We start from the raw sequence: 13521 nt of genomic DNA, 5'->3' as shown, positions 1-13521 counted from the left end.
GCCTAGGACTTCGCGGCCCGGTCGAGGGAGGCTTGCCCCTTGGACTGTGCGTCCTTGAGTCGTGACTCCAGAGCCGAGTTATCCACGGAACCGTTGGCCAGGTCCGGGATGGACTGGACGGTGACGTTCAGGAGGCCGAGCTGGATGTCGCCCCAGGCACCGGTGAACGGTGTTGCCTTGGACTTGCCTGCGGCGTCGGCGATTGGCTGGAGTTTCGGGTCGGTCAGGGCGGCGAGTGCCTCCGCATTGGCAGGGAGTTCGCCGAAGATCTTCTGGTAGTTCAGCTGCTCGTCTTTGGATGTGATGAGCTCGATGTAAGCGAAGGCCAGGTCCTTTTGCTGCGAGTAGTCGGCAACCACAACGTTGTCACCGGAGAGGATGCTGGCAGCTTTGTCGCCGTCGCCCTTTGGAGCCGTTTCACCCGGCGCTGTAGTGGGCATGACGGAGTAGGCGTACTTGCCGGCTATGGCTGATTTGTCCAATGTGGGGACGGAGCTGGAGGTAGTCATCATCAAGTAGCCGGCTTTGCCCGAAGCGAACGCCGCTACGGCGTTGCTGTTGCTCCAACCGATGGCGGCGGGATCTACTACTTTGTCCTTGGTGAGCCAACCGAAGTAAGTCTCGTAAGCTTTCTTGACGGTGGGATCGTCCATCTTGAGCTTGTCTCCGTCCACCAGCGGGTTTCCGGCTTGAACGGACATGGCCCAAATGAACTTCCACGGGTCGAAGTTGTCCTTGTACCCGGTGGCGAGGCCATAAGTCCCGGCGCCGGCATTGGTCATCTTTTTGGCCTGTTCAGCGAGTTCGTCCCACGTTGTTGCCGGCTTCTCGATGCCCGCGGCGGCAAGGAGGTCCTTGTTGTACGCCATGACGAACGGGCGGCTGACGAACGGAATGCCGGCCATGTGATCGGCGTCCGGGCCGGAAATGCCTAAGGCGGCCTGGTTGAAGCGGTCCTTTCCTCCAACCTTTTTCCAGTCGTCTTCGGAGAGAGTCACGAATGCTTTTGTGGCGTAGGCCGTGGGGGTAAAGGTTGTGCCCAGGCTGTAAACGTCCGGGCCCTGGCCGGAAACCACTGACGTTTGAATTCGGGTCAGTTCGTCGTTGGCAGACGCGAAAGTTTCAAATTCAACGTCCGCGCCAGTCTTTGCCTTGAACTTGGCGGCAATGTCCTTGAACCATTCCTTCTGCTGCTCGGGGTATTGGTTGTTGACCCCGGTGAGGACGCTCAACTTCTTCCCGGCGCCGTCCACGGCACCTCCGGTGCTGTCCGAACTGCTGCCGCTTCCCCCGCAGGCGGTCAAAGCCAGGGCGGCCGTTGCCAAAACGGCGGCCAGCTTTGCTGATGGTGCAAACTTCATTGTTTCCTCCTTGATTACCAAGCCCGCAGGTGGTGGTGGCGTGCGTCACAGGGGCTTCGTTGTCGAGTCTAGGGAGTTGGCAATCCAAGCGGCAAGCGTTTGCCAAAAGTTGCCAAGAGTGTTGCAATCTTTCCATGGGAGAGACAAGCGCAAGGGCAACTGCCCCCACCATCCGTGACGTTGCAGAACGGGCCGGCGTGGCCACATCAACCGTCTCGCGGGCATTGTCCAACCCGGACCGGGTGAACCGCGTGACCCGCGAACGGATCGAAAAAGTGGCGGCGGAGCTCAACTATGTCCCCAGCTCACAGGCCCGCGGACTGAGTTCCGGACGCACCAATGCCATCGCACTCCTGGTCCCCGACGTCACCAACCCGTTCTACTTCGACATCATCCGGGGGACCCAAAACCAGCTCAAAGCGGCCGGATACACGCAGCTGCTCGTAGACACCGAGGAGTCGGCCGAAATGGAAGCAGACACCCTCCGAAAGATGCAACGGACTGCGGACGGATTCATCCTCGCCGCATCCCGCCTCACCGACGCACAAATACTCGAGGCAGCATCATCACAAGCGATCGTGACCATCAACCGGTCCTCTTCCAACGCGCCCGCAGTGGTGATCGATACCCCCGCCGCAGTTGTCCAAGCCCTGGAACACCTCACGTCCCTGGGTCACGGAAAGATTTGCTACGTCGGCGGGCCGGCGTCATCCTGGTCCAACGCCAAACGGTGGAAGACCTTTGAGGACGAAAGCCGCGAACGCGGAATCACCACGTCAAGAGTGGGACCCTTTACCCCCAAGACAACCTCCGGGGCGGCAGCAGCTGACGCGGCCGTGCGGACCGGAGCCACGGCCTGCATCGTCTTCAACGACCTCCTGGCCATCGGGATGCTGCAGCGACTCCGCGAGCGCGGCATCCGCGTTCCTGAAGACATGAGCATCGTGGGTTGCGATGACATCTTCGGAGCCGACTTTTGCAACCCGCCCCTGACCACCATGGCCTCGCCGATTGAGCAGGCCGGACGCGTGGCCGTGTCCATGCTGCTGGCACAACTGGATCCGCTGAACTCCGGATCCAGCAGACGCCTGGCCGTCATGCCCACCCACCTCACCGTGCGCGGCTCCACAGGTCCGGCGCCTACTAGCTGACACGTGGGCTGGAAGTAGGCAATATGGTTGAGCGTCCACAGCCATGCTGACTAGTGTTGGACCATGCGCGAACTCCAGGCCAAGATCATTGAAGAAATGGGCGTCCAGCCCCGGATCAACCCCGCAGAGGAGGTCCGCAAACGCGTCGGTTTCCTGAAGGATTACCTGAAGGCGACGCACACCAAGGGATTCGTCCTAGGTATCTCCGGCGGCATAGATTCCTCGCTGGCCGGCCGCCTCGCCCAGTTGGCCGTTGAGGAATTGGAAGCCGAGGGCGTGGACGCAAACTTTGTCGCTGTCCGCCTCCCCTACGGCATCCAGCACGACGAAGACGACGCCCAAGCAGCCCTCGACTTCATCAAAGCCAAGACCGAGTGGACCTACAACATCTCCCAAGCCGTGGACGGCTTCGAGGAGGAGTTCGAGAAGACCACTGGCGCCCCGATCTCCGATTTCCATAAGGGCAACACCAAAGCACGCGCACGCATGATCGCCCAGTACGCACTGGCCGGCGAACACAATTACCTGGTGATCGGAACGGACCACGGCGCCGAGTCCGTCACCGGCTTCTTCACGAAGTTCGGCGACGGCGGCGCGGACATCCTGCCGCTGTTCGGCCTGAACAAACGCCAGAACCGCGCACTCCTGGCCGAGCTGGGCGCACCCTCACGGGTTTGGGAGAAGGTTCCCACCGCCGACCTCCTGGACAACAAGCCCGGCCGTACCGACGAAGACGAGCTCGGTATCACCTACGACACCATCGACGACTACCTTGAAGGCCGCGACGTTCCCGAGGACGCGGCAGAGCTGCTGGAACAGAAGTACCTGCGCACGCGTCACAAGCGCACCGTTCCGGTCACCATCTTCGATACCTGGTGGAAATAGCTACGTCGCGTTAGACCATTCACGACGGCGGGTGCCGGCTTCCCTACAGAAGCTGCCACCCGCCGTCGTGCTTTAAGAAACCTCTTGACGTCCCGATAGTTACCGATATATCGTTAACTATCGCCGATACTCCTTTGGCGAACCATTCAACCGAAAGGACGATGCTGTTATGAAAGGCATCAACGAACACGACAACACTTTTCCCGAGCATGGTCACGGACACCCCGAGCACGGGCACGGCCGAGGCCGCTTCAACCGGGGCAAGGGCCGGCGCGGACCGGGCGGCCATGGTGGAGGCGGATTTGGTCCAGGCTTCGGCCCGGGCGGTTTTGGTCCCGGCTTCGGCCCGGGTTTCGGACCGAGGGGCTTCGGGCCCGGCGGGTCACGCCGCGCCAATCGCGGCGACGTCCGCGCAGCGATTCTCTCGCTCCTGGCTGAGGCTCCATCCAACGGCTACGGCCTGATCAAGACCATCGCCGAGAAGACGTCCGGCGCCTGGCGTCCCAGCCCCGGCTCGGTATACCCCACGCTGCAGCAACTGGTGGACGAAGAACTGATCGTCGCCGTCGGCGAGGGTCGCCGCACCGAGTTCACGCTCACGGACGACGGCAAGGCTTACGTCGCCGAGCATGAAGAGGAACTGGCCAACGCCTGGAACACCGAGGCTGATGGAACGGGCGCAGCGTTCCACCAAAGCGTAGGCAAGCTCATGGGTGTCATCCATCAGTTCCGTGCGGCTGCTACCGACGAACAGCGCCAGGCGGCCATCGAAAAGCTCGACGAAACGCGCCGGGCGCTCTACCTGATCCTGGCCGACTAAGTGCTTGCCACCATCCCCTTGACCTTGACGTAACGTCAACCTCTACTGTCGAAGAACAAGCACAGGACGGAGGACGTATGGACTGGTCAATTCAGGAGATCGCCAAGATTGCAGGGACAACCAGCCGCACGCTGCGTCACTACGACGACATCGGGCTGCTCAAGCCAAGCCGGACCGGCCATAACGGCTACCGCTACTATGACGGTCCGGCTCTGGTGCAGCTCCAGCGCATCCTGCTTCTACGGGAACTGGGGCTTGGCCTGCCGGCCATCGCCGAAGTTCTTGACCGCGAAACGGACACCGTCAAAGCGCTAAGCAGCCATCTGGAATGGCTCGCCCGGGAGCAGGACAGGCTGACCCGGCAGATCACCTCCGTTCGGCAGACCATCGACACAATGAAAGGGGATGGAAAGTACATGGCACAGGACATGTTTGACGGCTTCGACCACACTCAGTACAAGGACGAGGTGGAAGAGCGGTGGGGCAAGGATGCCTACGCCGCCAGTGATTCCTGGTGGCGCGGTATGAGCGCAGATGAAAAGCAGCAGTGGAAGGAACGCGCCCAAAAGTTGGGCGCGGACTGGATCTCTGCCGCGGAATCCGGGGTTTCGGCGGAAAGCACCGAGGCGCAGGACCTGGCGCGGCGTCACGTCGAGTGGCTCCGCGGCATTCCGGGAACCCCGACGGCGGCACCTGGCGGAGACGTCAAGGGTTACGTCACGGGACTCGGCGAAATGTACGTGGCTGATCCGCGGTTCGCGGCCAATTACGGCGGAGAATCGGGTGCAACGTTTGTTCGGGACGCGCTGCGGATTTACGCGGAAACGAACCTCTAGGCGGCCAGGATGCGCTGATCCCAGTTAGGCAATAGTCTGGCCGAATGGGTACAAGCACCGTGAAGTCCGGGGAACAGGCTGACAGGCAGACACGCATTCTCGAAGCAGCTCTGGAGCTATTGTCCCGTCACGGCATTTCGGGTATCAACATGCGCGCTGTGGCGCGTGAAGCCGGCGTCGCGCTTGGGCTTGTGAACTACTACTACGAAGACAAATCGAGTCTGATCCGCGCGGTGCTCCGCCAGATTGAAGAGCACGACCTCCTGCTGGTGGAGCCGGTGCCCACTTCAACCCCGGACGAGCAACTCCGGGAGTCGCTTCGGCGCGTTGCCGACCCTGGGCTCCTGACCACACCATACCTGTCCCTCCGCCTCCACCTGTGGGCTCTCGCCCAAGCGGATGAGGACTTTGCGCGAATCAATGCCGCAGCCTTTGACAGGTATCTCCAAGGGCTTGCGGCCCTGATTGGGAATGCCGTTCCGGGGCTTTCCCCTGATGAATGCAGTGACCGGGCAGCCGACATCGTGGTGGTGCAGAACGGCATGTGGCTCACCACTCTTTTGGGCATAGACAAGGCAGCCATCGAGCGCGGTATTGCGCGCACAGAGCAGATCGCTTTCGCGTCTTAGCCTCACCATGACCGGCCGCTTTTAACTTCTGGTGAAAATTGGCGTCACGTTTTGGATGACCGCTGCACTTGAATGGTGTGAGGCTACCCCCTGCGTGCTGCTATCGGGTAGCCACGACCAGTCCGGCCAGGAGACGTGCCTGCCAGGATGGTCTTCACGGCGCACTGTTGACTGTCCCCCCATGACGCGTCAGCAGAGCGTGATGTCTACTACACCAAGTAGATAGTGTGGCCGGCCCAAACCCCCGGGCCGGCCACACCCTTCACACTTATTTTCGATTACTCCACGGTGACCATCACCGACGGCCAGCCCGAGGCTCCGTCAGGTACGGGGTCGGCGCGCTTGTCGGTTTGGACTTCGCCGGTGCCATCGGTGGCGCGGGCCTTGACGTAGTGAATGCCGGGTGTGGCGTCCCATTCGTAAGACCACTGGCGCCAGGTGATGGTGGAAGCTTCGGTCGAAAGGGTTGCCTCCACCCACTCGCCGTCGTCAATCTGTACTTCCACCTTGGTGATTCCCCGCGTCTGGGCCCATGCTGTGCCGCCCACTGCGACCTTGCCTGGCGGGAACTTCGCGAAGGACTTGGGTACGTCCACACGTGCCATGGTCTTGATGGGGCCACGTTCTGACCATCCACGCTGTGTCCAGTAAGCCTTGCTGTCCGCGAAGCGGGTCACCTCCAGGTCCACCACCCACTTGGTGGCGGAGACGAATCCGTACAGTCCCGGAACCACCATCCGAACGGGGTATCCGTGCTCCACCGGGAGTGGCTCACCGTTCATGCCAATGGCCAGCATGGCATCGCGGTCATCCTGGAGGACCTCCAACGGAGTAGATGCGCTGAAGCCGTCGATGGATGTGGAGAGCACCATGTCCGCGCCTTCCTTCGGCTTGGCCCTGGCCAGGACTTCGCGGATGGGCAGGCCCAGCCACTTGGCGTTTCCGGCCAGCTTTCCACCCACCGGGTTTGACACGCAGGTGAGGGTGACGTGCGATTCGATCAGATCAGCGTCGAGAAGGTCCTGGAAGGTGAGGGTGACTTCCTCCTCCACCATTCCGTGCACTCGCAGCTCCCAATCATTGATGTTGATTTCCGGGACGCTCAGGGCCGTATCAATGCGGTAGAACTCACTGTTCGGTGTCAGCCAGGGCAAGACTCCGGGGACCGGGGACTGGACTCCCGCCGGCACGGGGGGCGCAGCCCTGACAGGTGTGGGCAACCGGAGGGCATCCCGCGCCTGGGCGATGTTGTTGCGGGCAGCACCCAACAGCCGCCCACCGGTCGCCGCGATCCCCGCCGCCACCGCAGTGATCCCGGCGGTAGCAAAGAAGCGACGGCGGCTGGTGCCGGCTCCCCCGGCCTGGTTGTCGGCGTCAGCCGCTATGTCAGCGGGGGCTTCCGGCCACGCTTTCGCCCCCCACAACGGCACCATGAGGCGGCGCAGGACGAAGAGGCCGGAGACGGTTCCCACAACGGAGGGGATGGCGTCGGCGGGTCCCACGCCGGCGCGGGTCAGGACGCAGGCCACGATCACTGCGCCCATGAACAGCACGCCGAGGACACCCAAGGCCCACTTCCGATAAGCCACTATTCCCAGCACGCAGGCCAGCACGGCGATCGTCAGGCCCATGCCTACGAACAGCGCAGCCTTGTCATTGGTGCCGAACGTGGCGATCGCAAAGTCCTTCAACCACGATGGCGTGAAGTCGATGAAGGTGGATCCCAAGGCAAACACCGGGGTTGCCCTGGCAGTAAAGAATGCACCGATCAGCTCGGCAATAGCCAGCACGACGGCGGCCGAGACCACGCCTGCCAGCGCCGCCATGGTTTCAGTGCCTTTGGTCCGGAGTCCGAGCTTTTTCATGAGAGTAGTTCGTAGCAGCCGCGGGCAGGGATGGGTGTAAGCATTCTCGGAAATCAAAGTTGAGGAGCCGGAAGGTCCTCGCTTCTGTGATGTCACGGTGTGCCGACTGGTAAATTAATCCAGTCGATAGATATACGCCGAGGCTGGCTTCCACCTCGGCCTAGAACAAACATCCTAGGATCCTGATGATGACCCCAAGCCCATACCGCACACCGTTCTTTGCACTGCTCTCGTCCGCATTTGTCCTTGCCGCGCTGGGAGGCTGCAGCATCGGCGCACCGGCCACCACCGAGGCTTCCTCCACTGCCCCGACTAGCTCCACCAGCTCACAGAGCGCCGCCCAAGGCGCAGCCTCACCCACGGAAGCAGCCTCACCCACGGAAGCAGCCTCATCCAAGGAAGCAGCGGGGGTTGGCGGCGACAGCCCTGGCGGACGGCTCGATGCAGCCACCGAAGATCTCACCTGGGCCAACGGCAACAGGATTCTTGGGGATGAAAACGGCGGGCACACCCCGGACATCGCCAGCTCCCTGACGGACCCGACCGCCGGTTGGGTAGGCGACTACAGTCGCATGGCGGCAGACGGCATGATGACCTTCAGCTCCGAGAACACGCGCTGCAAGGTACGGACGGTTCAGGTGCGAAACCAGCCCTCCGAACTCGTACCCGGCGACGACAGGGCATCAACCTTGAAGGTCCTCACCATCCTCTTCCCCAACAAGACTGAACTCATCGCTTCCGCCAAGGACGCAACACTGGGTTACAGTGCAGCCGGTAACCGTGATGTTGACATGTTGGCGGTGTCATATACATCAGGTAATGCCTTTGGCTACACCATGGTTCGGACCTTCAATAAGCCGGCGGTCACCCTCAAGGTGGAAGCACTTTGCCCGACTCTCGAGACTCTCAAAGCCACGCTTCCTGAGATGCGCAAAAACATCACCATCAACGCGCTTTGATGCTCGCACCCCGTCGGTAACTTGAACATCTGTTCATAATTTTCCTTGAACAGATGTTCAAGATGCACTAACCTCCATCGTATGACCCAAGCCACATTTTCCGATTCCCCCTCCACTCTTTTCATCAACGGCCGGTGGGAGCCGGCTGCATCCGGTGCGGTAAGCCGCATCCACAACCCGGCCGACGGCGAACTGGTCGCCACGGTGTCCGAAGCCGGCCGCCAAGACACCGAGCGCGCCATTGCTGTTGCTCGCGCGGCCTTCGACTCCGGCGTTTGGTCCTCAGTCCCCGCCCCTGAGCGGGGCGCCTTCCTGCTCAAAGTCGCAGCAGAGTTGCGCGAACGCCGGGAGAAGTTCGCCCGTGCCGAATCGCTGGACACCGGCAAGCGAATTATCGAAAGTCGCATCGACATCGACGACATCGCCGCCTGCTTCGAATATTTCGGAAGGCTCGCCGGGCAGTCGGCGGGCCGGGTAGTCGACGCCGGGGACCCCGCCGTCGTCAGCAAGATCGTCTACGAACCGGTGGGCGTCTGCGGCTTGATCACGCCGTGGAACTACCCGCTGTTGCAGGCCGCATGGAAGATCGCACCCGCTCTGGCGGCCGGCTGCACCTTTGTCCTTAAGCCGTCCGAGCTGACCCCGTCCACAGCCATCCTGACCATGCAGTTGCTACAGGATCTTGGCTTGCCGGACGGCGTCGCCAATCTGGTGACCGGCCCGGGCGCACAAGCGGGCGCACCGCTTTCGGAGCACCCGGACGTGGACCTGGTCTCCTTCACCGGTGGGCTGGAAACCGGCAAGCGCATTGCCGCAGCCGCATCCGGCACCGTGAAGAAGGTGGCGCTGGAGCTCGGCGGCAAGAACCCCAACGTGGTGTTCGCTGACGCTGACTTCGACGCCGCCGTCGACAATGCCCTGAACGGCGCCTTTGTGCACTCTGGACAGGTCTGCTCCGCCGGGGCGCGGCTGGTAGTGGAGGAATCCATCGCCGAGCGCTTCGTCGATGAGTTGGTCCGCAGGGCGCAGGACATCCGCCTCGGTGGCCCGTTCGACGAGTCTGCTGAAAGCGGACCACTGATTTCCGCGGCACACCGGGAGAAGGTGGATGCCTACGTGCAGCGTGGTGTGGCAGAAGGCGCTCGGCTGCGGTGCGGCGGCGCGGCACCCGAAGGTGAGAAGTTCGACGCCGGCTTCTACTACCAGCCCACCGTCCTGGACCGCGTTCAAAGGGGAATGTCGGTAGTGGTTGACGAAGCTTTCGGCCCGGTAGTCACAGTGGAAACCTTCCGCACTGAGGACGAAGCCGTAGCCACCGCCAACGACACCATCTACGGGCTGGCCGGTGCCGTGTGGACCCAGGACGCCGGCAAGGCCCAGCGGGTAGCGGGCCGTTTGCGGCACGGCACGGTCTGGATCAACGACTACCACCCCTACCTTCCCCAGGCCGAGTGGGGCGGCTTCGGCCAGTCAGGCGTCGGCCGCGAGCTCGGCCCCACCGGGCTGGGTGAGTATCAGGAAGCCAAGCACATCTACCAGAACACCAGCCCTCAGGTGACCGGCTGGTTCGCAGACCACGGCAAGGAGAAATAGATGCACACTGACAACATTGAAGACCTCAGTGAGCGCGGGTTCGACTACGTCATCATCGGCGGAGGATCTGCAGGAGCTGCCGTCGCCGCCCGGCTGAGCGAAGACCCTGCCGTCACCGTGGCCTTGGTGGAAGCCGGACCTGATGACCGTAATCTGCCGGAGATCCTGCAGCTGGACCGCTGGATGGAGCTGCTGGAATCCGGCTACGACTGGGACTACCCGGTGGAACCGCAGGAGAACGGCAACTCCTTCATGCGCCACGCCCGCGCAAAGGTGATGGGTGGCTGTTCCAGCCACAACTCCTGCATCGCCTTCTGGGCTCCCCGCGAAGACCTGGACGAGTGGGAGTCAAAGTACGGTGCCACCGGCTGGAACGCTGATGCCGCGTGGCCGTTGTACCAGCGTTTGGAATCCAATGAGGACGCCGGCCCGGATGCTCCCCACCATGGCGATTCCGGTCCTGTGCATTTGATGAACGTTCCGCCAAACGATCCCGCCGGCGTCGCGCTCCTTGATGCCTGCGAGCAGGTTGGCATCCCCCGCACAAAGTTCAATGACGGCACCACCGTGATCAACGGCGCCAATTTCTTCCAGATCAATCGCCGTTCGGATGGGACGCGTTCCTCCAGCTCGGTCTCCTATATTCACCCCATCGTCGATCGCGAAAACTTCACACTGCTGACGGGCCTGCGGGCACGCCAACTGGTGTTTGACGCAGAGAAGCGCTGCACCGGCGTCGACGTCGTTGATTCAGCGTTTGGCCGGACGCACCGGCTCTCAGCGCATCGCGAGGTCATCCTGTCCACCGGCGCGATCGACTCCCCCAAGCTCCTCATGCTCTCCGGCATAGGCCCGGCGGCGCACCTCGAACAGCACGGCATCGAGGTCCTGGTGGATTCCCCGGGCGTCGGCGAGCACTTGCAAGACCACCCGGAAGGCGTTGTGCAGTTCGAGGCCAAGCAGCCCATGGTGCAAGCCTCCACCCAGTGGTGGGAGATCGGTATCTTTACTCCCACCGAGGAGGGCTTGGACCGCCCCGACCTGATGATGCACTACGGCTCCGTGCCCTTCGACATGAACACCTTGCGCTACGGCTACCCCACCACGGAGAACGGCTTCAGTCTCACGCCGAACGTCACCCACGCGCGTTCACGCGGGACCGTTCGTCTGCGGAGCAGGGACTTCCGCGACAAGCCCATGGTGGACCCCCGGTATTTCACCGATCCGGAGGGCCACGATATGCGCGTCATGGTGGCCGGTATCCGCAAGGCCCGGGAAATCGCTGGGCAGCCGGCCATGGCCGAATGGACCGGCCGCGAACTTTCTCCCGGCATCGAGGCACAGACCGACGAGGAACTGCAGGACTACATCCGCAAAACCCACAACACCGTCTACCACCCGGTTGGCACAGTCCGGATGGGACCTGTGGCCGATGACATGTCACCCCTGGATCCCGAACTGCGGGTCAAGGGCGTCACCGGGCTGCGCGTGGCCGACGCCTCCGTCATGCCGGAACACGTCACCGTGAACCCCAACATCACCGTCATGATGATTGGCGAACGTTGCGCCGACCTTATCAAGGCCGACCTCAGTGCCAGCCGGACGGAGGAAACCACGACGGCGGAAGCCGACTTCAGCTTGTCCCTCGCCTGATCAGGCGCCCTGCTTTTAGACCCACGCTACAAACAATGGGGGAAACAGCCCGAGGCACACCGTGGTGCCCGGACTTTGATATCCACTGCGTCCAATGGCGGCCGCAGGTTATCACCATTCGTGCATGTCTGAGTTAGGAGTTCGAATGTCAGAACCCAGCAAAATAGGACCCTGCAAGAGCGATGCAAGCGGTATGGACGAGTTTGGCTACGCCCAAACCCTTGACCGCAGCATCGGTAAGTTTGCCAGCTTCGCCGCTGGCGTCAGCTACATCTCCATCCTCACCGGCGTTTTTCAGTTGTTTTACTTTGGATTTTCGACGGCGGGACCCGCCTATGCCTGGTCGTGGCCTATCGTCTTCGTCGGCCAACTCATGGTTGCCCTGTGCTTTGCCGAACTGGCGGGGCGTTATCCGGTGGCCGGGTCGGTCTACAACTGGGCAAAGAGGCTTTCAACCGGAACGTGGGCCTGGCTGGCGGGCTGGTTGCTGCTGCTCTCCTCCATCATGGCCTTGGGGTCCGTTGCCCTGGCCCTCCAAATCACGTTGCCGCAGATCTGGAGTGGCTTCCAGTTGGTGGGCGACGGAACGGGTCCCTACGACTTCGCCGTCAATGGGGTCATCCTGGCCACCATCATGATCGGCATTTCCACGCTCATCAACGCGTTCGGCGTGAAGCTCATGACCATGATCAACAGTGTGGGCGTGTTCGTGGAGCTGGTTGCTGCCGTCCTGCTCATTGCGGCGCTCATCTGGCACTCCGTGCGAGGACCCGAAGTCCTGCTCGATACTGCCGGGTTCGGCGAAGAACACCCCTTGGGCTTCTTTGGCGTGTTCCTCATTGCTGCCATGGCATCCGGCTATGTCATGTACGGGTTCGACACCGCCAGTTCCCTGGGTGAAGAAACCAAGGACCCCAAGCGCACGGCTCCCAGGGCGATCCTCCGTGCCGTTACGGCATCCTTCCTTTTGGGAGGGCTGCTCCTTCTGGGCGGAATCCTGGCGGCCCCCGATCTTTCCGATCCCAAGCTCGGGGCGGCCGATGGCGGACTGCAGTACATCGTGCTTTCAGTGCTGGGTGGTCCGTTCGGCAAGGCGTTCCTGGCATGCATCGTAGTAGCTGTAGTTGTGTGTACGCTGGCTGTCCATGCAGCAGCTATCCGGATGATGTTTGCCATGGCCAGGGACAACAACCTTCCCTTTAGCCGTCAGCTCAGCAAAGTGCACCCCACCCGGAAAACACCCACGGTTGCGGCAATCGTTATCGGTGTAGTGGCGGTGATTCCCCTGATCGTCAACATCTCCCAGCCAGCCATCTTCACCATTTTGTCCAGCATCAGCATCGTGCTGATCTACCTGTCCTACCTGCTGGTCACTGTGCCCATGCTGCGGCGGCGGTTCCTCAAGAAGTGGCCCCTCAAGGACGACGGATCAGAACCGGGATTCAGCCTGGGCAAGTGGGGACTGCCCGTGAACATCCTGGCGGTGCTTTGGGGCGGAGCCATGACGCTGAACCTTGTGTGGCCCCGACCGGAAATCTACAACTCGGTGCCGCCGTTCGAGTGGTACCTGCAATGGGGCGGCGTCATGTTCGTTGCCGCGGTCATCATCGGCGGAACGCTGCTCTACCGTCTTCGCATCAGGCATCGGACGGGGGTCCTGGCCGAACACGCGGCGGCCGTCACCACACCTCCTGACCCGGCCTTGGTGGCAGCCCCAAACTCTTAGCTCGCACGCAAAAGCATTCCTTCGCCAGCGTCACGCCGGCGAA

At 62.1% G+C, this 13521-nt stretch carries 11 protein-coding genes; 9 read left to right on the top strand and 2 right to left on the bottom strand.

From position 1 onward, the window contains the following. Positions 1-2 precede the first annotated feature (2 nt). A complete protein-coding gene (locus ARUE_RS02470; RefSeq protein ID WP_011773277.1) occupies positions 3-1361 on the bottom strand; it encodes an ABC transporter substrate-binding protein in 1359 nt (452 codons plus the stop codon). Between the two features lie 134 nt (positions 1362-1495). Between ARUE_RS02470 and ARUE_RS02465 the strand changes: the two genes are divergently transcribed. The 5 genes from ARUE_RS02465 to ARUE_RS02445 all read left to right on the top strand — a co-directional run bounded on the left by ARUE_RS02465 (position 1496) and on the right by ARUE_RS02445 (position 5682). Next, a complete protein-coding gene (locus ARUE_RS02465; protein WP_014920612.1) occupies positions 1496-2512 on the top strand; it encodes a LacI family DNA-binding transcriptional regulator in 1017 nt (338 codons plus the stop codon). A gap of 63 nt (positions 2513-2575) precedes the next feature. Then, on the top strand, positions 2576-3397 hold the full coding sequence (nadE, locus tag ARUE_RS02460) for an NAD(+) synthase (RefSeq protein WP_014920611.1): 822 nt from the start codon (positions 2576-2578) through the stop codon (positions 3395-3397). Between the two features lie 169 nt (positions 3398-3566). Further along, positions 3567-4217, top strand: a complete 651-nt coding sequence (locus ARUE_RS02455; RefSeq protein ID WP_011773274.1) for a PadR family transcriptional regulator — start codon at positions 3567-3569, stop codon at positions 4215-4217. A 77-nt stretch (positions 4218-4294) separates the two neighbouring features. Continuing rightward, on the top strand, positions 4295-5053 hold the full coding sequence (locus tag ARUE_RS02450; RefSeq protein WP_014920610.1) for a MerR family transcriptional regulator: 759 nt from the start codon (positions 4295-4297) through the stop codon (positions 5051-5053). Positions 5054-5097: 44 nt separating this feature from the next. Continuing rightward, positions 5098-5682 carry a TetR/AcrR family transcriptional regulator gene (locus tag ARUE_RS02445; RefSeq protein WP_014920609.1) on the top strand — a complete coding sequence of 195 codons (585 nt, stop codon included), beginning with the start codon at positions 5098-5100 and terminating at the stop codon, positions 5680-5682. Positions 5683-5960: 278 nt separating this feature from the next. Here ARUE_RS02445 and ARUE_RS02440 read toward each other — a convergent pair whose 3' ends face one another. Continuing rightward, the gene (locus ARUE_RS02440) at positions 5961-7547 is read right to left on the bottom strand and encodes a molybdopterin-dependent oxidoreductase (RefSeq protein WP_430515951.1); all 1587 of its coding nucleotides are present in this window, start codon (positions 7545-7547) and stop codon (positions 5961-5963) included. Between the two features lie 185 nt (positions 7548-7732). Between ARUE_RS02440 and ARUE_RS02435 the strand changes: the two genes are divergently transcribed. The 4 genes from ARUE_RS02435 to ARUE_RS02420 all read left to right on the top strand — a co-directional run bounded on the left by ARUE_RS02435 (position 7733) and on the right by ARUE_RS02420 (position 13478). Then, complete coding sequence (locus ARUE_RS02435; RefSeq protein ID WP_014920607.1) at positions 7733-8506, top strand: hypothetical protein; 774 nt, start codon at positions 7733-7735, stop codon at positions 8504-8506. Between the two features lie 81 nt (positions 8507-8587). Then, complete coding sequence (locus ARUE_RS02430; RefSeq protein ID WP_014920606.1) at positions 8588-10099, top strand: aldehyde dehydrogenase family protein; 1512 nt, start codon at positions 8588-8590, stop codon at positions 10097-10099. Next, entirely contained in the window at positions 10100-11752 is a 1653-nt protein-coding gene (locus ARUE_RS02425; protein WP_014920605.1) for a GMC family oxidoreductase, read from the top strand. It abuts the gene before it with no gap. A gap of 145 nt (positions 11753-11897) precedes the next feature. Next, a complete protein-coding gene (locus ARUE_RS02420; RefSeq protein ID WP_043469707.1) occupies positions 11898-13478 on the top strand; it encodes an APC family permease in 1581 nt (526 codons plus the stop codon). Positions 13479-13521: the final 43 nt, after the last annotated feature.

The organism is Arthrobacter sp. Rue61a (genome assembly GCF_000294695.2).
In the GTDB taxonomy this organism is placed as follows: domain Bacteria; phylum Actinomycetota; class Actinomycetes; order Actinomycetales; family Micrococcaceae; genus Arthrobacter; species Arthrobacter aurescens_A.
The sequence above is the reverse complement of the archived record's forward strand: the minus strand, read 5'-3'. Positions and strand labels throughout refer to the sequence as shown.

Bases quoted from the DNA above. Each gene is read 5' to 3' on its own strand.
- ARUE_RS02470 (WP_011773277.1), bottom strand. From the start codon at position 1,361: ATGAAGTTTGCACCATCAGCAAAGCTGGCCGCCGTTTTGGCAACGGCC.
- ARUE_RS02465 (WP_014920612.1), top strand. From the start codon at position 1,496: ATGGGAGAGACAAGCGCAAGGGCAACTGCCCCCACCATCCGTGACGTT.
- nadE (WP_014920611.1), top strand. From the start codon at position 2,576: ATGCGCGAACTCCAGGCCAAGATCATTGAAGAAATGGGCGTCCAGCCC.
- ARUE_RS02455 (WP_011773274.1), top strand. From the start codon at position 3,567: ATGAAAGGCATCAACGAACACGACAACACTTTTCCCGAGCATGGTCAC.
- ARUE_RS02450 (WP_014920610.1), top strand. From the start codon at position 4,295: ATGGACTGGTCAATTCAGGAGATCGCCAAGATTGCAGGGACAACCAGC.
- ARUE_RS02445 (WP_014920609.1), top strand. From the start codon at position 5,098: ATGGGTACAAGCACCGTGAAGTCCGGGGAACAGGCTGACAGGCAGACA.
- ARUE_RS02440 (WP_430515951.1), bottom strand. From the start codon at position 7,547: ATGAAAAAGCTCGGACTCCGGACCAAAGGCACTGAAACCATGGCGGCG.
- ARUE_RS02435 (WP_014920607.1), top strand. From the start codon at position 7,733: ATGATGACCCCAAGCCCATACCGCACACCGTTCTTTGCACTGCTCTCG.
- ARUE_RS02430 (WP_014920606.1), top strand. From the start codon at position 8,588: ATGACCCAAGCCACATTTTCCGATTCCCCCTCCACTCTTTTCATCAAC.
- ARUE_RS02425 (WP_014920605.1), top strand. From the start codon at position 10,100: ATGCACACTGACAACATTGAAGACCTCAGTGAGCGCGGGTTCGACTAC.
- ARUE_RS02420 (WP_043469707.1), top strand. From the start codon at position 11,898: ATGTCAGAACCCAGCAAAATAGGACCCTGCAAGAGCGATGCAAGCGGT.